This is a genomic window from Mesorhizobium sp. LNHC229A00, assembly GCF_000502415.1.
GTDB lineage: Bacteria > Pseudomonadota > Alphaproteobacteria > Rhizobiales > Rhizobiaceae > Mesorhizobium.
Map to the genome: position 1 here is coordinate 23,375 of NZ_AYWQ01000026.1, position 18,021 is coordinate 41,395.

20 protein-coding genes and 2 pseudogenes are annotated in these 18,021 nt (G+C 60.5%); 15 read left to right on the forward strand and 7 right to left on the reverse strand.

All coding sequences use genetic code 11. From position 1 onward, the window contains the following. Positions 1-381 precede the first annotated feature (381 nt). The gene (locus tag X742_RS142575; protein ID WP_023775036.1) at positions 382-594 is read right to left on the reverse strand and encodes a hypothetical protein; all 213 of its coding nucleotides are present in this window, start codon (positions 592-594) and stop codon (positions 382-384) included. 476 nt (positions 595-1,070) lie between these two features. Beyond that, positions 1,071-1,454 (reverse strand): hypothetical protein, encoded by a 384-nt coding sequence (locus tag X742_RS142570; protein ID WP_023775037.1) that lies wholly within the window; start codon positions 1,452-1,454, stop codon positions 1,071-1,073. Between the two features lie 202 nt (positions 1,455-1,656). Between X742_RS142570 and X742_RS142565 the strand changes: the two genes are divergently transcribed. From X742_RS142565 to X742_RS1000000173300, 3 genes and pseudogenes are all read left to right on the forward strand, one after another. Further along, on the forward strand, positions 1,657-2,664 hold the full coding sequence (locus tag X742_RS142565) for an alpha-hydroxy-acid oxidizing protein (RefSeq protein WP_023775038.1): 1,008 nt from the start codon (positions 1,657-1,659) through the stop codon (positions 2,662-2,664). A gap of 1,323 nt (positions 2,665-3,987) precedes the next feature. After that, a pseudogene (locus X742_RS01000000170840) lies at positions 3,988-4,845 on the forward strand (ATP-dependent DNA ligase). A gap of 4 nt (positions 4,846-4,849) precedes the next feature. Continuing rightward, entirely contained in the window at positions 4,850-5,113 is a 264-nt protein-coding gene (locus X742_RS1000000173300; protein WP_084569678.1) for a PilZ domain-containing protein, read from the forward strand. A 15-nt stretch (positions 5,114-5,128) separates the two neighbouring features. On the opposite strand, the gene X742_RS142560 is transcribed toward X742_RS1000000173300, so the two are convergent. Continuing rightward, complete coding sequence (locus X742_RS142560) at positions 5,129-5,392, reverse strand: hypothetical protein (RefSeq protein ID WP_023775043.1); 264 nt, start codon at positions 5,390-5,392, stop codon at positions 5,129-5,131. A 301-nt stretch (positions 5,393-5,693) separates the two neighbouring features. On the opposite strand from X742_RS142560, the gene X742_RS142555 reads away from it, so the two are divergent. Next, on the forward strand, positions 5,694-5,987 hold the full coding sequence (locus X742_RS142555; protein ID WP_023775044.1) for a hypothetical protein: 294 nt from the start codon (positions 5,694-5,696) through the stop codon (positions 5,985-5,987). After that, positions 5,984-6,175, forward strand: a complete 192-nt coding sequence (locus tag X742_RS142550; protein ID WP_023775045.1) for a hypothetical protein — start codon at positions 5,984-5,986, stop codon at positions 6,173-6,175. Before X742_RS142555 ends, X742_RS142550 begins: the two co-directional genes overlap by 4 nt. A 212-nt stretch (positions 6,176-6,387) precedes the next feature. On the opposite strand, the gene X742_RS142545 is transcribed toward X742_RS142550, so the two are convergent. The 3 genes from X742_RS142545 to X742_RS142535 form a co-directional block, all read right to left on the reverse strand. Then, the gene (locus X742_RS142545; RefSeq protein WP_023775046.1) at positions 6,388-6,591 is read right to left on the reverse strand and encodes a hypothetical protein; all 204 of its coding nucleotides are present in this window, start codon (positions 6,589-6,591) and stop codon (positions 6,388-6,390) included. Positions 6,592-6,798: 207 nt separating this feature from the next. Then, entirely contained in the window at positions 6,799-7,011 is a 213-nt protein-coding gene (locus tag X742_RS142540; RefSeq protein ID WP_156939467.1) for a hypothetical protein, read from the reverse strand. A gap of 400 nt (positions 7,012-7,411) precedes the next feature. Next, positions 7,412-8,305: a LysR family transcriptional regulator gene (locus X742_RS142535; RefSeq protein WP_023775048.1), complete on the reverse strand. Its 894-nt coding sequence runs from the start codon at positions 8,303-8,305 to the stop codon at positions 7,412-7,414. 108 nt (positions 8,306-8,413) lie between these two features. On the opposite strand from X742_RS142535, the gene X742_RS142530 reads away from it, so the two are divergent. After that, a complete protein-coding gene (locus X742_RS142530) occupies positions 8,414-9,577 on the forward strand; it encodes an NADH-dependent flavin oxidoreductase (RefSeq protein ID WP_032925065.1) in 1,164 nt (387 codons plus the stop codon). Positions 9,578-9,610: 33 nt separating this feature from the next. Beyond that, positions 9,611-10,444, forward strand: a complete 834-nt coding sequence (locus X742_RS142525) for an SDR family oxidoreductase (protein WP_031248607.1) — start codon at positions 9,611-9,613, stop codon at positions 10,442-10,444. A gap of 109 nt (positions 10,445-10,553) precedes the next feature. Here X742_RS142525 and X742_RS142520 read toward each other — a convergent pair whose 3' ends face one another. Further along, positions 10,554-11,447: a LysR family transcriptional regulator gene (locus tag X742_RS142520; protein ID WP_023775051.1), complete on the reverse strand. Its 894-nt coding sequence runs from the start codon at positions 11,445-11,447 to the stop codon at positions 10,554-10,556. Between the two features lie 148 nt (positions 11,448-11,595). On the opposite strand from X742_RS142520, the gene X742_RS142515 reads away from it, so the two are divergent. The 8 genes and pseudogenes from X742_RS142515 to X742_RS0138725 all read left to right on the forward strand — a co-directional run. Beyond that, the gene (locus X742_RS142515) at positions 11,596-12,786 is read left to right on the forward strand and encodes an MFS transporter (protein WP_023775052.1); all 1,191 of its coding nucleotides are present in this window, start codon (positions 11,596-11,598) and stop codon (positions 12,784-12,786) included. Continuing rightward, entirely contained in the window at positions 12,783-13,250 is a 468-nt protein-coding gene (locus X742_RS142510; protein ID WP_023775053.1) for a cyclophilin-like fold protein, read from the forward strand. Before X742_RS142515 ends, X742_RS142510 begins: the two co-directional genes overlap by 4 nt. A gap of 19 nt (positions 13,251-13,269) precedes the next feature. Beyond that, the gene (locus X742_RS142505) at positions 13,270-13,665 is read left to right on the forward strand and encodes a cupin domain-containing protein (RefSeq protein WP_023775054.1); all 396 of its coding nucleotides are present in this window, start codon (positions 13,270-13,272) and stop codon (positions 13,663-13,665) included. A 29-nt stretch (positions 13,666-13,694) separates the two neighbouring features. After that, positions 13,695-14,438, forward strand: a complete 744-nt coding sequence (locus X742_RS142500; RefSeq protein WP_023775055.1) for an SDR family oxidoreductase — start codon at positions 13,695-13,697, stop codon at positions 14,436-14,438. A gap of 47 nt (positions 14,439-14,485) precedes the next feature. Further along, positions 14,486-15,448, forward strand: coding sequence for an arabinose transporter (locus tag X742_RS01000000170845; RefSeq protein WP_245275641.1), 963 nt, complete (start codon positions 14,486-14,488; stop codon positions 15,446-15,448). A 17-nt stretch (positions 15,449-15,465) separates the two neighbouring features. Further along, positions 15,466-15,705 carry an MFS transporter gene (locus X742_RS1000000176190; protein ID WP_245275642.1) on the forward strand — a complete coding sequence of 80 codons (240 nt, stop codon included), beginning with the start codon at positions 15,466-15,468 and terminating at the stop codon, positions 15,703-15,705. A gap of 775 nt (positions 15,706-16,480) precedes the next feature. Beyond that, a pseudogene (locus X742_RS1000000176195) lies at positions 16,481-17,507 on the forward strand (IS30 family transposase); the annotation flags it as partial. Between the two features lie 254 nt (positions 17,508-17,761). Next, positions 17,762-18,021: hypothetical protein (locus X742_RS0138725; protein WP_031248610.1), on the forward strand; the 260-nt coding region annotated here is incomplete at its 3' end.

The window sequence follows — 18,021 nt, forward strand, 5'->3', positions numbered from 1 at the left end:
CTGGTTTCCGGCGATATCCCCCCATCGCGGATTTCTGTTCAGTGCGAACGAAGCTCCATGGCGGTTCCAACGCCGTTCGTTGAGCATCGCTTAGACCCGCTCGGCGCGGCGCTATGTCAAACTTTAATGCCGGCGGGCTCGAGGCCGTGCTATGGATAATCTGCGGGCTTCTCGGGCGGAGACGCCTATGGAAGTTAGAGACCTTGTGGCCAAGATGTCGGCGGCTTTGCTGAAGCGGCGGGCTGCCACGCCAACCATTCCAATCAAGCCAATCGCCAACTCTTTGGCACGCTCCGTCGCACCCAACTGGCCGACGCGCCGGACGACACCGCACAAGCCGAGACCGCCGGTGCCGCCCTGCAGCAATATGTAGGCCGCCGGTCATTCGTCGCGCCCGGACGGCCAGCGGCGCCAGAACTCACGCTCGAGCGTCGCGGCCACCATGTCGTCCGACGGCGAGCGTGGCTCATCGTGCGCCGCCTGGTGCTCAGCCAGGAAGCGCTCGTCTGGCATCTGCTCGACGGCCTCGGCCAGGTGGCCAAGGGCTTGTTCAATCCATGCGGCTGCGGAGCGGTAGGCCCTAGAATCCGGCATATATTCCCTTTCCGCATAGCTGCGCCCTCTCCGCCTTGAGGTATGCCCTTGGGGCCACCTTCAAGCTCCCGACGAGGGAGAGGACCAATGGTCCCGCATACTCGCTTCCCTTCCCTCTCCCGCAAGAGAGGCCACGCATTGTCGCTACGCAGTCCGCCGTCGGCTTTTTTCGGCGCCAACACGTCGATCGCTGGTCAGGTCGTCATCCCAATGACAGCGCGTCGCCGTTTTCCACCGTTCCGGGGGTTGCCCGGTCTCAAGGCTGCGGGGTGCAATGGGCACAACAGAGCCCGCAATTTTTTCTGGTTCCGCGTTTTGGCTACGGCCGCGGCGGGCCTGTAGATCTCCATCACCGCCATTGCTGGCGATCGGCTCGGTCGAGATCGAGAGAGGACGGCCGATTAAGCGCACGCGATCGTCCTTGCGGCCGGGAACCTCCGAGCAGACACGGGTCGAACAAAAGGTGCGGGATAGCGTCACTGGCGATGGTCTCCGTTGACGAATGAGATTGCGGAATTGTGGCGAGGCGTTATATTGTTACATCGAGCCACCGCAACGGTTTCCTGTCCCCCGCAATTTCCGCCGCTTCCGGTCTCGTCAACTGGAGCGGCGGTTTGCATTTGAGGGAACTGGGCTCTGAGCCGGTTTACTTCACGTATGACGGAGCAAGCGGCCTTGGCATCGAGTCCAAAGAGCCGGCGTAGCGCGACGTCCGGCAGCAGGAGCGCTGCCATGAGATAGCGGAGCGCGGCGCCGAGCGCGCCCGCAAGCGTCGCCAGCACAACAAGCTCCAGCACCATCAGCATGACCAGGTGGCCGAGCGGCACGCCGAGCGCGCGCAGGGTTCCGAACCATGCCACGCCGCTGCTCGGAAGCGCCGCTAAGTCTTGATTGGCCGCGACATCTCATGGAGAGGAACCAGCGGCCAACAAATGTGCATCATGTCCCGGAAACTCCGTTGATGGGAACTCGCTGACCCTGCGCGTCGTGCCGCCCTTGCGGATTGCAGCAATTTTGCTTGTGAAATCGCCGACTTTTTTGAGATACCGATCGGACTGGTCAATGCCACTTGACATCGAAACCCGGTTTCTCGGCTTGGCGGATTTTGAACCAGCTGCGCGAGAGGTGTTGCCGCATGCGGTTTACGAGTTCATTGCCGGGGGTGCTGGCGACGAAATCACCAAGCGTGACAATGAAGCCGCATTCGACCGCATCAAGTTGAGGCAGCGTGTGCTGCGCGATGTCACAAGACTTGATACCGCGATCACACTCTTCGGGCAAAGGCTGCCCCATCCAATCATCCTGGCCCCAATAGCGTATCGGCGGCTGGCGCATCCGGAAGGTGAGGTGGCCGCGGCGCGCGGCGCCGGAGTGGCGGGAGCGGTGTTCATTGTGGGAACTACGGCGACGGCGGCAATCGAGGATTGCTTAGCGGAGAGCCAGTCGCCAGTATGGTTCCTGCTCTATTGGCAAAGCGATCGCAGTTTCAATGGCGAACTCGTATCTCGCATGGCGGCACTGGGCGCAAAGGCGATCAGCGTGACGGTCGACTTGCCAAAACGCCAGGCGATCGCCGCAGGCAAATTCCGGGCAGGCTTCAAAATGCCCGATAGCATTGCAACGCCGTACTTCAAGGACCGGAACACCGGCGTGCTTAACGTCGGCACTGCGCAAAAGCGGGCCATGCCGACCTGGGCGGATATTGCCTGGCTGCGTTCGCTGACAACCCTGCCGCTTATCCTGAAGGGTATCCTCGATCCTGACGATGCCGAGCAAGCCATCGGAACTGGTGCAGATGCTATCGTCGTCTCGAACCACGGTTCGCGTAACCTCGACACACTGCCGGCAGCCATCGACGCCCTGCCCGCCATCGCGGAACGGGTGGCCGGCCGGATCCCCATCGGGGCAACCGCTGTCATGATTGGCCGCCCTTATGTCTACGCCCTAGCAACGGCTGGGGCCGAGGGGGTAGCCCACTGCGTCAACCTGCTTCGCCGTGACTTCGAGATGGCAATGGCGCTAACCGGCCGGGCGCGCATCGGCGAAATCGACCGGTCGGTAATCTGGTGAAAGCCTGGCCCGCATTTAGGGACCAGGATAGAAGTCGTCTTCGGCGCTCGCGAAAATCCGACGAGCCTCAACCGACCGATAGGATCCACTAGCCCGGCGAAGCGGCAAGGATCGGTTCCACCGACCATGATGAGAACTCTCCGCCGATCAATCCAGTCAGTTCTTTAGGCCCGCTTCCAGCGTGGCTCGTTGACGGGACCTTGGCATATCACCTCACCAACTCGATAACTTCTTTGATATCCGCAAGACGCTCGCGGAAGTACCGACGTTCCGCCATTGCTTCAGCCGAGTACCGCCCATGTTTGAACGCGTTGCTATTGCCTCTGGGCGCTCCGGGAGACTTGCCGCCGCCGTTGGATGTGATCGCTCCGTTCATGCTCGCGTTGTAGCGCTGACCAGAGAACGCACCGGAGAACTTTCTAATACGGCTGGCGAGTGAAACCGCCGTGATACCTGGTTCCCACAGGGCTGATCCCCACAAGAGGATCGGCTCTCCAGGGTAGTTGCTGGCCCGTCGGCCACCGTCGCAACCTGAAGACCAAAACTGTACGAACGATCAGCCCGCTGGCTCCTGGCGGGCTTGTTTGTTTGCTCAATCGGGGGGCCGCGACTCTTGGTCGGCTCGCACGGGCTAACCGCGCGGTCTGTTTTTCCGTCCTGACGACGAACTTTCCGCCGGGTTTGCGGACAATCTCACGGATCGCTGGTCTTTCAGCCAAAGGGATTTCTTTTTTCTTGCCAGTAACTCATCGCGATCACTGCCGTCAGTGGTCGCTCGGCTATGCATCACGGCAATGGCGTAGTCGGCTCTGTTCGTTCGATAGTCGCCTTTTTGCACAGGCATCGTTTCCTCCCAGTTCGCTGCCCCTCCTTTGCCCGGAGGGATTAACTGCCCGTGCATCGCGCGAGTCTACCAATTGGGGATTGTGTTAAACGATACGCTCAGCAGTCGTGCTGAACGGCCGTGTCAAGCATCCACGCGGCGAGGAGGATATGCGGCACGCGTGAATGGGGCGGCGGGCAACTATCTCTTCCGGAATTTAATGACCTTTGCCTCGAACTCCGGCTCAAGCGGCTCATGTCCCGGCTCCTCATGCCAAAACACCTAACGCAAGTCGCATTGATCGACCCGTTGCCCGCAGTTCGGGCAATTGTAGAAATGGCCCTTTTCGCCGATTAAGTCGCCACCGTGCAGCTTGCCAGGGATCAGAGGACCGAGATCGGATAGCTTTGTCATCGCTATCGAACTTTCAATTCGTCTAAAAATGTTCCGGGAACCATTTTAGCACATGCTGATTAAATGGCGGTTTGTGAGCCCAGTGCATGCGTTTGAACTTCGTCGCGCCCCTGATGCCGACCCTTGTTGAGAAGCCTCCCGAGGGAGATGGATGGATTCACGAGGTCAAGTTCGACGGCTACCGATCACAGATGATCATCGATGAAGACGGCACGCGGATCTTCACACGCAACGGCCACAACTGGACGGCGAAATATCGCGACCTGGTGACAGAGGCTAAGAGCCTCGGCGCGGAGAGCGCCATCATTGACGGCGAGATCATCGTGCTGAACGAAGCAGGATTGTCGGACTTCGCCGAACTCCGCAAAGCGATCACGCGCCGGCAGCACGATCTCTATTTTGTCGCCTTCGATTTGCTACATCTCAACGGCCACGATCTGCGCGACATGGTGCTGGAGGAGCGTCGCGAGGTCCTGGCCAGCATGATCGAGCCCGGTGGACGCATCCAGTTCAGCGAGTCGCTTCCGGGCCCAGCGAAGGCGATCTTGCACGCTTGTCGACCAAGCCGGCCTCGAGGGTATGGTGTCCAAGCGGCGCGACAGCAAATACCGCAGCGGCCCTTCCGCAAACTGGCTGAAAGCGGTTCTATTCGGTCGACGAATATGAGTTGCTGGGGGTGGAGCGGGAGGCCGGCAAGCCAGCCTTTGCACCATTGATGGCCGATCGCGCAACTGGTCGCTATGTCGGCTCGGCCTTCATCAATTCGAGCCAGGCGATCCGTGAGCGGCTTTGGAAGCGTTCCAGGAGCACGCGGGCCGGCGCCTAAGGGCATGAAACGGCCGGCGACGCAGTGGGTCAAGCCAGGCATCATTGGCCGTGTGAAGCACTTGCGCGGCGAAGAAGATTTGCGGCACGCCTCGCTGCAGGATTTCCGGGAGGAATGACACCATGAGCGGCAACCCCGATGATCCACCGATTGAACGACGCTCGCATCCCCGGATGGCTGTCCTAAAGGATGGGACCATCATCACCGAAGACGTGAAGGTGGCTTGCTCCGTCCGAAATCAGCACGCCCATGGTGCGGAGCTACGAGTGGATCCCGGCGTGGTTGTTCCTGATCGGTTCGTTCTGCACATCCATGCAGATGGCGTCGAATATCGTGCCGTGGTGAGGTGGAGAAGAAACGAGCGGCTTGGCATCCAAATTTATTGAAAAGATGGTGCTCGGTCACTCCATGTCGGGCACTTCGCCGTTGGTGAACAGCAGGGTCGGCGGACCATAGTCCCCTAACGCAGGATCGGCATCACGGCTCCACGCTATGACGCCAACATGTTGCCCGGTAAGCGCCTTGGCGGTACGAATGGCGCGATCCTCGCTTTGCTGATCTGTCGGGCCATAGGCGGTGAACAACTCGCCATCCTCGCCCCGGTCGAATGCCACGACAACGATCAGCTTTGGCTTCTTATGGCCCGGTAGGACGTGGTCGGACATTCATCGCTCCTTAAAGGTACAGATCGCCGTCGGCGCGGTGCCCAAGGCAAAACCAGTGCGGCTTTTGCTTCGGCCGAGCAAAGCCGAAAGGCGCCCGCAAGCCGCATCCACCATGCTCGCAGACGTGGTTCTCAACTCTCTGCCGTTCACGCGGCACGGCAGTCATGCCATCAGCAAGCCTAGCGGGTTCATCGCTCATCGCGCTAGCTTCCAGTTGCTATCCTGCCGGCAGTGAACAAAATAAGAACAAAAGAGTCAAGGATCCCTTGACCGAAACGAATATGTTCCTCTTTTTGTCAGGATGGCTCACGATCCGATCGACACGCTGGGGAAGGCGACCCGGCACAACATGCTTGTGAAGGCAGAATGCAGTTGTGGCAATGTCCGCTACTGCCGATCGGCCGATTTGATGATGGTCTATGGCGGGGGGGTCGATCCGTTGACGCTGAAGTTCGACTGCAGCCGGTGCAAGCCGCAAATCAAAATCACGCTGCTTGAGGTGCATCCGGAGCATTTGCCGAAGCGCCTGATGATTCACAAGCCCATGAAGATCGACGGCAAGGTCCACTGGCACACCGAGCGCTTCCGTGGATGAAAACTCTTGCCGACAGGCTGGCCGCCCGCGAGAGCCTTTACGTCAATTGCGCGCACCCCATGAGCTGCAAGTCGATCAAGCTCGACGTCCAGGCGCTGATCGATAGGCTCGGCGCCGGTCACGGATCGATGCGTCAGGATCTCGCCGGGCTGTTCGGCTGCTCGAATTGCAAGGCTGCGGGCCCGTGAGCGGCGGACTATGACGGCCAAAATCGGGAGCGGAATCGCGATTGGAAACCCACCTTTGATCGAAGCGCGGCGGAACGTAAATGACCGATAGAGATTAGCCCAGGCGGCAGGGGATTCTCCCTCGTTTCGTCTGCCGAAGATCCGGCCCAAAAAGGTCAAGATCGGTCCGCCGCTGCCGTGAATGGGGCGGCGGGCATTTCTGCGTTACGGAGCTATTCGGCTGATCCATTGTTGGTGAAGGGCGAGGCGCTCGGCACGCACTGCACGGACCAGCCGGTGGGGGTCGGCTGCTTTTGATATTCGGTGATGGCGGCGGCGCACTGTTCGCGCTTGTCGAAAGTGCTGGGCAGCACCACCATGCCGCCCTGCGGGCCGGCGATTACCAGGTACCAGACCAGAACTGCGGTAGCAGCCATGTGAACTCCTTTGTGCTACTCAGTAGAATACGTGAAAGGGCGATGAACGCGCCTCGGGTGGCAGAAGAAAGGCCGCACCGCGAGATATCGGCGCCAGCCACACGATTTCTCGATGTTGCACGTTGCGAGCGGAAGGCAAGCTGAAAGGGCCTCGCGGTACCCCGGTCAATTTTCCACTCCTCTGCCCAGCGGCCCTCGGAGCGCTTATTAGCCGCTGCTGTCTATGCAGCCGCCGCTGCCGCCCGCTTGGCTAAAGACAACCGTGCCGTCATATTTGCGAACTTCCACCGCCACGACGCCGTCATCAATTTGTCGGGTAGCGAACGCCGCTTGGGCATGCTCCCTGGCATCTTTCTCGGCATCGAAGGGCGACTTTTCAACTACGCCCTGTTTGCCGCACCAAATCACTGTGTAGACCACCGTTATCACGCTCCCGCATCGGGCGGAAAATCGCCCATATCTGTTGAGGTTTCAGCGGACGTTTCGTTCCAACCTTCTTGCCAGCATTCCATGCTTGGCGATCGGAGCCGGTGAGGTCGTAGCACGAGTGTCCCATTTCGTTTCTCCTTCGGCCATGATGGCCACCAGAGAAACGCCGCTAGACTGTGGCGGGCCGGAAGCGGAATGGCGGCTTAAGGCACTGAATTCTGGAATCGGACATTCACCGCGACGCAGTCCGTCAGATTAAGTTGACACTTTTTCAAGGGCAAGTTGCCAGGGCGCCCGCCTATTCTGCCTGAGCGGGAACCCGATCGTCGACGTTCCGCAGGGTTGTGCGTATGAGGGAAGGATAACTCATACGTGTTTGAATGCAATTCTGTCACGCCTTGAGACGGAGTGCCTCGACAAGTAGAGCGAAGGCTGCGGTGTGCTGGCGTCGGCTGGGGTAATAGAGGTGATAGCCTGAGAAGGGTTGGCACCAGTCTTCCAGTACCCGGATAAGGCGTCCGTCTGCGATGAACGGAGCAACTTGGCTTTCAAACGTGTATGCTAAACCGAGCCCGTCAAGAGCCGCATCCTCGAGCATTTCACCGTCGTTGATGACGAGTGGGCCGTTCATCCTGACTTCAAGTTCCTCCCCGCCTTTCTCGAACTCCCAGGCAAAGAGCCCGCCGCCGGTCTTCTGACGGTAGCTGATGCCTCTGTGTTCCCCAAGTTCGCGCGGCGTCGTTGGTACCGTTCGGTTTGCAAAATACGACGGTGATCCGACCACCGCCATGCGCAGGTCCGGGCCGATCCTTATTGCCACCATATCCTTCTGGACCTGCTCGCCGATCCGGATACCGGCGTCGAATTTGTTTGCAACGATGTCAACCAGCCCCTCGTCCAGGCACAATTCCACTTCGATATCCGGATACTCCAGCAGGAGTTTGGCGAGGACGGGCCACAGTACCGATTTGGCAGCATACCGGAATGTCGTCAGCCGAATGAGGCCGGTGGGCTTGTCGCGCAGGGCGGTGACGGCGGCGATCTCGCTTTCGATGTGATCAAAGGCCGGTCGCAGGCTTCTCAGCAAGCGCTCTCCAGCTACGGTCACGAACAGGCTGCGTGTGGTGCGCGAGATCAGCCGGACCCCCAGGCGCTGTTCCAGCGTCCTGACAGCGTAACTGAGCGCCGACTGCGATAGACCGAGCTTTGCTGCGGCGCGTGTGAAGCTGCCAGCCTCTGCCACGGCGATGAAGACTGCCAGCTCGCTGAAATCACCGCGCCTCATTTATCAATCCCATTTCTAACTTCATGCAGATTATAGCGACTAATCGTATCGAGTCCTATTCGCTATTTCACCCCGCAGACAACGAAACGCGCGTTGAAAGGAAATGCTGTGGACACCTCACGACAGATCTTCCAGCCGTTCCAATTTCCGAACGGGTTGAGCCTCGACAACAGGATTGTCATGGCGCCGATGACCACCTGGTCGGCCAATGACGACGGAACGGTCTCTGATGCGGAGATCACCTACTACCGCCGTCGGGCGACTGGCGTCGGACTTGTGCTCACTGGCTGCACCCATGTGTTGCCCGACGGCATCGGCTTTGCGGGCGAATTCGCCTCCTACGACGACCGTTTCACCCCAAGCCTCTCGAGGCTAGCGTCAGCGGCCAAAAGTGGCGGGGCCCTGGCCGTCCTGCAAATCTTCCACGCCGGGAATAAGGCCGTGCCGGCGCTTATACCCGGCGGCGAGGTCGTCAGCGCCAGCGCCCTCGAAGTCCCGCCCGGTCCCTTCAATCCGGGCGGTGTGAAGACACGCGCACTGACGAATGACGAAATCCTCGCGATCATTACTGCCTTTGGCGAGGCGACACTGCGGGCCATCGAGGCAGGCTTCGATGGCATCGAACTGCATGGCGCTCACGGATTTCTCATCCAGAACTTCTTCTCGCCTCTCTATAATCAGCGTGGCGATGAATGGGGCGGCACGCTCGAAAATCGGATGCGTTTCCCAATCGCCGTGGTGCGTGAAGTAAAGCGAGTGGTCGCCGCACATGCGAACCGCCCCTTCCTCGTGGGCTACAGGGCGTCACCCGAGGAACCCGAGGCAGGTGGCTTGCGTATTGCTGAGACGTACGAGCTGATCGAACGTCTTATCGATGAAGGTGTGGACTACCTCCATGCATCTCTAACGAGCGTTCTCGAGGCAAAGCCTATAGAGGCGCCCGAGGGCGACACCATCGCCGGCCTGATCACTCACCGAGCCAGCGGTCGGGTCCCGGTCGTTGCCGCGGGCCAGGTCAGGACGCCTGTTCAGGCCGAACTCGCCCTAGCGAGAGGCCTCACGCTCGTCGCGGTTGGGCAAGGACTGGTGATGAACCCGGAGTGGGTCGAGCTAGCAAAGAGCGGCCGCGAACATTTGATCGAGACCGAAATCCGGCCGTCGAGCGTTCGAGGTATCGATATTCCAGCGAAACTATGGGGTGTAATTCAGTCCGCCACCGGATGGTTCAAGATCACGGCTGAGACGGACATGCCAAAAGCCAACGCGGCATAAATTGAAAAGATACTGGCCAGGAAGGATACGGCTATGAGTAGAGTATGGATGATTACCGGCGCTGGGCGAGGCATGGGTCTCGACTTTGCCAAGGCGGTCTTGGCCATCGGCGACAAAGTCGTTGCGACCGGTCGTAACCCGGATCGGGTCGCCAAGGCGATCGGGCAGTCGGACAATCTTTTGGTCGTCAAGTTGGATGTGACCAAGCCGGCCGACGCCGATGCTGCGGTGAAGGCAACCCTCTACCGCTTTGGGCGCCTGGACGTGCTCGTCAACAATGCCGCGGGCTTCTATGCCGGGTATTTCGAGGACCTCACTCCTGCTCACATCGAACTTCAGCTCGCGTCCACCCTGACCGGGGCCATGAATGTCACCCGCGCAGTCCTGCCGGTCATGCGCGCGCAGGGTTCTGGCAAGGTCATTGCCATCTCATCGACGGCAGGCCTGGTCGGCTTCGAGTTCTGTTCTGCGTACGCTGCGGCAAAATTCGGCGTGGATGGCTGGATCGAGTCGCTGCAAGCCGAGGTGGCGCCGTTCGGCATTGAAACGATGATCGTGAACCCGGGGTTTTTCCGCACAGAGCTACTGGCGGATGAATCCACTCAATATGCTCCGTCTTCCGTAAGCGACTACAGCGAACGTCGCGCCCAGCAGATAACGGGCTGGAAAGCCGCGAACGGTCAGCAAGTCGGCGACCCGGCCAAACTCGGGCAGGCGTTGATCACTCTGGTCGACAAGCCGGAGCTGCCCCGTCGGTTCATCGCTGGCGCCGATGCTCTTGGCATGGTCAGGCAGAAACTCGCTCTGTTGCAGCAACAGGTCGATGCACATGAGGAGCTATCCAGCTCACTGGCATTCGACAGCTGAACGTCGCATCCGGCACGGCCGTTGTCGCAGGTCTATTTATGAGTGCCATTGATAGGCTCCTACCAGTTACCGATGTCAGCTTCATAATCCATAGGCACTGTGTTGGGATTCAGATGCGATGGCGGAGGGCGTCAATGATCACCGCCATCGCAGGGGAGAGCTGTCGCCTGCTCGGATAGTAGAGGTGATAGCCGGCAAAAGGCGGACTCCAGTCGTCAAGCACGAGCCTAAGGCGTCCCTCGCCGATGTGGTGGCTGACGAGGTTTTCCGGGACATAGGCGATCCCGAAACCGCTTGTCGCAGCCTCGATCATGGGAATGGACGAATTGAAGGTGAGTTGGCCTTCCACCCGCACACGAAGGTCGCGGCCATCCCTGGCGAATTCCCAGGCATACAATCCGCCGAACGTCGCCTGCCGCATATTGATGCAGTCATGATCGACCAGATCCTGTGGGGCGGTGGGAACCGGATGGCGGGAAAAGTAGTCCGGCGAAGCCACGGCCACGAGCCTCCAATCCGGCCCGATGCGCACTGCGATCATATCCCTGTCGACGCTCTCACCAAGCCGCACGCCTGCGTCGAAGCGCTCCTCCACAATGTTCTTCATGCCGTTGTCGCTGTAGAGCTCGACGCGCACGTCAGGATTGTCGCTGAGCAAGGGCTGGAGCTTCGGCCAGACGGTCGTCTGGAGCGCATGGTCGGACAGGGTAATACGGACCGTTCCGGAGGGCTTGTCGCGAAAGGCCACCAGGCTTGCAAGGTCGGATTCGATTTCCTCGAAGCGGGGAACGAGAGATTGGAAAAGTCGCTCGCCGGCCTCGGTCGGTGCGACACTCCGTGTCGTGCGCGTGAGCAGACGGACTCCGAGCCGAGCTTCCAGATCCTTGATTGTCGAGCTCAGGGTCGACTGCGAGGTACCGAGCTTGGCCGCCGCCTTGGTGAAGCTGCGCTCTCGGGCGACAGCAACAAACCAGAGCAGATCCTTCATGCCATCGCGCTGCATACGTCACCTCCCGACCAGCATTTATATCACGCGCACATAAGTCCATGCGGATTATGTGGACTAACCGAATGGGTTCCTCAACGATATATTCCGGGCATCGCGACGGGAGGCAATTGATCCACCCGGCTGCGTTGCCGGGATGCCAACTATGCAAACGACCTACGACACCAAACTGATCGAAGACCGCGCTGCGTGGGGTGCGGTGCCGTCAATGACCCTATGCGTTTTCGTGCTTATCGCGTCGGAATTCATGCCGGTCAGCCTGCTCAGTCCGATCGCGGCCGATCTCGCCACCACCGCAGGCCGCGCCGGACAAGCGATTTCGATTTCGGGTGCTTTTGCCGTGGTGAGCAGCCTCCTGGTCGCCAGCCTCACCCGCCGAATTGACCGTCGGATGGTCGTCGCCGGCTTTACGGTTCTCCTCATTGTCTCCGGTATAGTCGTCACCTTTGCGCCGAATTACGCGTTCCTCATGGTTGGCCGGGCGCTGCTCGGCGTCGCGATCGGCGGCTTCTGGTCGATGTCGACCGCGATCGTCATGCGCCTTGTGCCGGAACACATGGTTCCAAAGGCCCTCGCCATGCTGAACGCTGGCAATGCCATTGCCGCCACGATTGCCGCACCGCTGGGCAGCTTTCTTGGCGCCTTTATCGGCTGGCGTGGCGCTTTCTTTCTCGTCGTGCCGCTCGGTCTGCTGGCGCTGGTCTGGCAGTGGATCAGCCTTCCAGCACTGCCCCCGCGCCAAAGGAAGCGTCCAGGCAATCCGCTGGCCCTGCTTGGCCGCCTTCCGGTTGCCATCGGCATGGCATCAATCATGATGCTGTTCATAGGCCAGTTCGCTCTCTTTACCTATTTGCGCCCTTTCCTCGAGAACGTCACCCGGCTCGATATCGCCGCGCTTTCGGCGATCCTGCTGGCCATGGGGTTGGCGGGGGTGCTCGGCACCTGGTGCATCGGCCGGCTCTTGCGCACGCGCCTGTTCAGCATCCTCATCGTCATCCCGCTGGTCATGGCCGCGCTGGCGATAGCGCTCATCGCCGTCGGCGCGTCGGCGATCCCCACAGCGCTGCTGCTCGTTGCCTGGGGTTTCTTCGGCACAGCCGCGCCCGTCGGTTGGGGCACGTGGCTCAGCCGCATGTTGCCGGACGACGCGGAAGCCGGCGGTGGGCTGCAGGTCGCCGTGATCCAGCTCGCTATCACCGGCGGCGCCGCGATAGGCGGCACGCTCTTCGATGCGGTCGGCTGGTGGGGTGCATTCGCGTTCGGCGCGGTGCTGCTCGTCGGATCGGCCCTCGCCGCTGTTGCCGCATCGCATATTGCCCGGAGGTTGTTGCCATGACCACCGAATGCGCAACGCTCAGCCGCAGGACATTGCTCGGCGCCGCGCTCGCGGTGGCGGTTGCGCCGCGCGCTGCCGCCAGCCAAGAGGGCAACGACCCAGCCAGCCAGGAGCCCACCGACATGAAGATCAGAATGATGTTCAACGGCCGGACCATGACCGCCGCGCTCTACAACAATCCCTCAGCCCGCGACTTCTTCTCCATGCTGCCGCTCGACGTCAAGATCGAGGACCACGCGCATAACGAGAAGATCGCCTATCTGCCGCGCAAGCTGACTGAGGAGGGAAGCGGTCCATTCGCAAACGAGCAGCCCTACGACCTCTACTTCATGCCTTGGGGCAACCTGGCCATGTTCTACGCCAACTATCGCCATCCCGGACTGATCAGGCTCGGCCGCTTCAACGGGAGCGAACAGGCCCTGCACATACGCGGCGAATTCCCGCTCCGGATCGAACGCATTTGAGAACGCATAGGAGATCACCATGGACATTCTTCGCGCTGGGACCAGACCTTCCGGCAAGGGTCCGACAAACTGGTTCACAGGCACGGTGCGGATCGACCCGCTCTTCAACCCCTTCGACGCCGCGCGGGTGCAGGGCGCGCAAGTGACGTTCGAGCCCGGCGCCCGCACCGCCTGGCACACGCATCCGCTCGGACAGACGTTGATCGTCGTATCCGACCTCGGCCGCGTCCAGCGTGAAGGAGGACCGGTCGAGGAAATCCGTCCCGGCGACGTTGTCTGGTTCGGCCCGGGCGAAAAGCACTGCCACGGCGCGTCGGCGGAAACCCCCATGACTCATATCGCGCTTCAGGAGGTTAAGGACGGCAAGGTCGTCGACTGGAGGGAGCATGTGACGGACGCACAATACGGCGCCTGAGACCAAACCATCAACTTTGGAGAACAGCCATGATCAAGGACAAGGTCGTAATCATCACCGGAGCTTCATCGGGCATCGGTGAGGCAACCGCGAAGCTGCTCGCGAGCAAAGGCGCCAAGGTCGTCCTTGGCGCGCGGCGCGCTGACAAGCTGAAGCGAATCGTCGACGAGATCGCGAACGACGGCGGTCAGGCGGCCTACAAGGAACTGGACGTGACGAAGCAGCCCGACAACGACGCTATCGTCGAGCTGGCCAGGAAGACGTTCGGCCGCGTCGATGTCATGTTCCTAAATGCCGGCCTCATGCCGATCTCGCCACTATCTGCACTGAAGACCGACGACTGGCACCAGATGGTCGACGTGAACGTCAAGGGTGTCCTGAACGGCGTCGCCGCGGTGCTGCCGGAGTTCCTCGCACTCAAATCCGGACACATCATCGCGACCTCTTCGGTCGCCGGGCTCAAGGCCTATCCAAATGGCGCGGTCTATGGAGGCACGAAATGGTTCGTGCGCGACTTCATGGAAGTCCTGCGCATGGAATCGGCCATGGAAGGGACGAACATCCGCACCGCCACCATCTATCCGGCCGCGATCAACACGGAGCTGCTTGAAACAATCAGCGACGAAGGCACGGCCGCCGCGATGCAGAATACCTATGACAAATACGGAATCTCGCCCGACCGGATTGCTCACGTGGTTGCGTTCGCCATCGATGCACCGGAAGACACCACGATCAACGAGTTCACGGTCGGGCCCGCCAACCAACCCTGGTGATCCAAACCGAAGCCGCGCATACAACGTGATCAGATTGCTTCTGACGAATGACACACCTGCCGACATCATCGCCAACACCATCGCGTTCGGTCGCGGTTAGCCTGCTGGCCCCCATGGCGGCGGTGTTGGCCGGGTTTGTTGTCATCGGTGCAGCATTGCCTGTGCTTCCACTGCACGTCAGCCAGAATCTGGGGTTCGGTAGCGTCGTTGTCGGCATGGTGGCAGGAACGCAGTTCGCGGCGTCCCTGGTTTCACGCGTGTGGTCTGGTTCTTTTGCCGACGCAAACGGAGGAAAACGAGCCGTTCTGGTGGGCCTGGTTTCCGCAGCGGCTGCCGGGCTGTTCTATCTTCTGTCCATCGCCGTCGCGCGCTCCCCCGTTCTCTCCATCTCGATCCTCGTCGTTGGACGCGCGGTGCTGGGCGGTGCCGAGAGCTTCATCATCACTGGTGGGGTGGCCTGGGGCCTGGTGCTCGTTGATAAGGAGCATTCGGGAAAGGTGATTGCATGGGTCGGCACTGCGATGTTCGCGGCGTTGGCCTTCAGCGGACCTTTCGGAACCATATTGTTCACAGCCCACGGCTTTGCGGCGATAGGGCTGCTAACAACATTATTGCCGTTGCTGGTCCTGGGATCGCTCATGCGAGCGCCGAACCCTCGGATACAGCTGCGACAGAGAAGATCCGATTTGAGAGCTGTTTTTGGCGCAGTATGGCTGCCAGGCGTCGGTGCGGCACTCGCCAGTGTCGGCTACTGCTCAATCCTTGCCTTCAGCTCCCTTCTGTATGCCGACAATCATTGGCGACCCGTCTGGGTTGGATTCACGGCGTTTGGAACTGCGCTGATCGTAGCACGTGTGTTCTGCGGTCATTTGCCTGACAGGTACGGCGGTGCAAAGATCGCCTTGATATTCGTGCTAGTGCAGTCAGCGGGGATTCTGCTAATCGGATTGGCACGAAGCAGTGTATTTGCTTCCTTGGGAGCCGCGCTGGCGGGGCTGGGTACTCGCTAGTCTACCCCGGGTTTGGCGTGGAAGCGGTTGGTAGCACATCGCCGCGAAACCGCGGGTTGGCAATGGGCATCTACACGGCGTTTCTGGATGTCGCGATGGCTCTGGGAAGCCCGGCGTTGGGATGGGTTGCCGATCGAGCAGGGTTGAGCGTTGTGTTCGTTATCAGTGCCGGTGTCACTTTTTGTACAACTGCCATTGCTTTGCATTTAGCGTCAACGCGCATCGAAGCCACGGCGGACGGCTACCCGCGTCGTTAAACCGGCCAAGGTAGCCATCCCAATGCAAGTTGAAAAATAACCGCAGGCGACACGACGGCGACGTTCCTAGCGGTCGCCTCCAACGTCACCTTTCGGAACAGGAAAAGTTGGCCTCTAGGTCCGGCTTTAGGCGGTGGGTTCAACCGGTCGCCGCAACACCTTTAATCTGAGAGGATTGGGAGGTGTCGCATGGTGACGTCACGGATCTGGTTTACCCCGGAGCAGAAGGCCGAGCTTTGGGAGCGGTGGAAGCAGGGTCAGAGCATTTCATCGATCTCGCGGGCACTAGACCGCCGGACCAAGGGCGGCGTTCAGCGGATCGTATCCTTACACGGCGGCATTGCTCCGTCAGCAAGGCGTAGAGCGGCCTCGGCGCTCGAGCTGGGGGAGCGCGAAGAGATCTCTCGCGGGATTGCGGCAGGTCTTGCCATCCGCGCTATTGCACGAAGTCTGGGGCGATCTCCAACAACGATATTTCGCGAGATCGCGCGCAATGGCGGTGCAAAAACGTATCGTGCAACTCGGGCTGACAGGCAGGCGTGGGAGCGCGCGCTGCGCCCGAAGCAATGTCGCCTGGCATGCTCTGGACGGCTAAAGTGGCGGGTGGCGCAAAAGCTGGCACTGCAATGGTCGCCGGAGCAGATTGCGGGTTGGCTGAAGCGAGCGTACCCAGGCGATCCAAGCATGCGGATATCTCATGAAGCGGATCTATCGCAGCCTGTTCATCCAGTCGCGAGGGGTGCTCAAGAAGGAGCTGACAGCCCATCTGCGCACCAAACGNGAGATCTCTCGCGGGATTGCGGCAGGTCTTGCCATCCGCGCTATTGCACGAAGTCTGGGGCGATCCCCATCAACGGTCAGTCGCGAGATCTCGCGCAATGGCGGTGCCCAAGCGTATCGAGCAACCCGAGCCGACAAGCAGGCTTGGCAGCGCGCGCTTCGCCCGAAGCAATGTCGCCTGGCATGCTCTGGACGGCTAAGGTGGCGGGTGGCGCAAAAGCTGGCACTGCAATGGTCGCCGGAGCAGATTGCGGGTTGGCTGAAGCGAGCGTACCCAGGCGATCCAAGCATGCGGATATCTCATGAAGCGATCTATCGCAGCCTGTTCATCCAGTCGCGAGGGGTGCTCAAGAAGGAGCTGACAGCCCATCTGCGCACCAAANGCGATCTATCGCAGCCTGTTCATCCAGTCGCGAGGGGTGCTCAAGAAGGAGCTGACAGCCCATCTGCGCACCAAACGACAGATGCGCCTCGGCAAAGGTGCACAGAGCAACCGAACGGGGCAAGGTCAAATCCTCGATATGGTCTCCATCCGCGAGCGTCCCGCCGAGGCAGAGGATCGTGCCATCCCAGGTCATTGGGAGGGTGATCTGCTCACCGGAGCAAACGACACGAACATCGTCACCCTGGTCGAGCGACACAGCCGGTTCACGATGCTTGTGAAGTTGGCCAGAAGGGACTCAGCGACTGTCGTGGCGGCCCTCGCCGAGAAAGTCGGCACATTGCCCCAAGAGCTGCGGCGCTCGTTGACATGGGACCAAGGCAAGGAGATGGCTCGTCATAAGAGCTTCACCGTCGCAACCGATCTCCAGGTCTACTTCTGCGACCCGCGCAGTCCCTGGCAACGAGGCAGCAACGAAAATACCAACGGCCTGCTCAGGCAGTACTTCCCCNGAACAACCAACTTCTCGCAGGTCCCGCAGGCCCAACTCGACAGCGTCGCCCTGCGGCTCAATCAGCGCCCCCGAAAAACCCTGGACTTCGAAACACCCGCCGATAGGCTACACAAGGTGTTGCAGTGACCGGTTGAACCCACCGGCGCAAAGCTGCCATTCGCCTGTCGTGATCGGACATGTACCTGGAATGGGCGGACAGCAATCCGACAGCTTGGTGTCCTAATCTTTAAGAGCCGACATCATGTTGGACGGAGGCATGCTCGCAACATGACCACCCCTGTTTGGGCGGCAACGCGTGCACAGGCTGGACTTGCCGTCGCAGCCATACGATCTTCGTTGCGGGGTCACTTTCGACGTGACAGCTCGTGGCGGGGACACAAATGCTCGATGCCATCCTTACCTTCGTCGCGACGTTGTTAGTCGCGGTCTTCGCGATGATAATGCTGGTGGCCGGCGTCGAGACATGGAACGGCGCGATGATCGAACCGCTTCTCCTGCGCCGAACGCTCCTGCTTCTCATCCCGATAGGAGGGATCGGCCTGGCGTTTCTTCGGGCTCGCCGCAGCCTGCGTAAGGCTCGAGCGAAACGCGAGGCGGCGGATACCCGCGAGAATGCCCGCGCGGCCGGGCAGGCTCGCCC

What these genes read in the sequence shown, in the direction of transcription:
- X742_RS142575 (WP_023775036.1), bottom strand. Translation starts at nt 594, where the DNA reads ATGCCGGATTCTAGGGCCTACCGCTCCGCAGCCGCATGGATTGAACAA.
- X742_RS142565 (WP_023775038.1), top strand. Translation starts at nt 1,657, where the DNA reads ATGCCACTTGACATCGAAACCCGGTTTCTCGGCTTGGCGGATTTTGAA.
- X742_RS1000000173300 (WP_084569678.1), top strand. Translation starts at nt 4,850, where the DNA reads ATGAGCGGCAACCCCGATGATCCACCGATTGAACGACGCTCGCATCCC.
- X742_RS142560 (WP_023775043.1), bottom strand. Translation starts at nt 5,392, where the DNA reads ATGTCCGACCACGTCCTACCGGGCCATAAGAAGCCAAAGCTGATCGTT.
- X742_RS142555 (WP_023775044.1), top strand. Translation starts at nt 5,694, where the DNA reads ATGGCTCACGATCCGATCGACACGCTGGGGAAGGCGACCCGGCACAAC.
- X742_RS142550 (WP_023775045.1), top strand. Translation starts at nt 5,984, where the DNA reads ATGAAAACTCTTGCCGACAGGCTGGCCGCCCGCGAGAGCCTTTACGTC.
- X742_RS142545 (WP_023775046.1), bottom strand. Translation starts at nt 6,591, where the DNA reads ATGGCTGCTACCGCAGTTCTGGTCTGGTACCTGGTAATCGCCGGCCCG.
- X742_RS142535 (WP_023775048.1), bottom strand. Translation starts at nt 8,305, where the DNA reads ATGAGGCGCGGTGATTTCAGCGAGCTGGCAGTCTTCATCGCCGTGGCA.
- X742_RS142525 (WP_031248607.1), top strand. Translation starts at nt 9,611, where the DNA reads ATGAGTAGAGTATGGATGATTACCGGCGCTGGGCGAGGCATGGGTCTC.
- X742_RS142520 (WP_023775051.1), bottom strand. Translation starts at nt 11,447, where the DNA reads ATGCAGCGCGATGGCATGAAGGATCTGCTCTGGTTTGTTGCTGTCGCC.
- X742_RS142515 (WP_023775052.1), top strand. Translation starts at nt 11,596, where the DNA reads ATGCAAACGACCTACGACACCAAACTGATCGAAGACCGCGCTGCGTGG.
- X742_RS142510 (WP_023775053.1), top strand. Translation starts at nt 12,783, where the DNA reads ATGACCACCGAATGCGCAACGCTCAGCCGCAGGACATTGCTCGGCGCC.
- X742_RS142505 (WP_023775054.1), top strand. Translation starts at nt 13,270, where the DNA reads ATGGACATTCTTCGCGCTGGGACCAGACCTTCCGGCAAGGGTCCGACA.
- X742_RS142500 (WP_023775055.1), top strand. Translation starts at nt 13,695, where the DNA reads ATGATCAAGGACAAGGTCGTAATCATCACCGGAGCTTCATCGGGCATC.
- X742_RS01000000170845 (WP_245275641.1), top strand. Translation starts at nt 14,486, where the DNA reads ATGACACACCTGCCGACATCATCGCCAACACCATCGCGTTCGGTCGCG.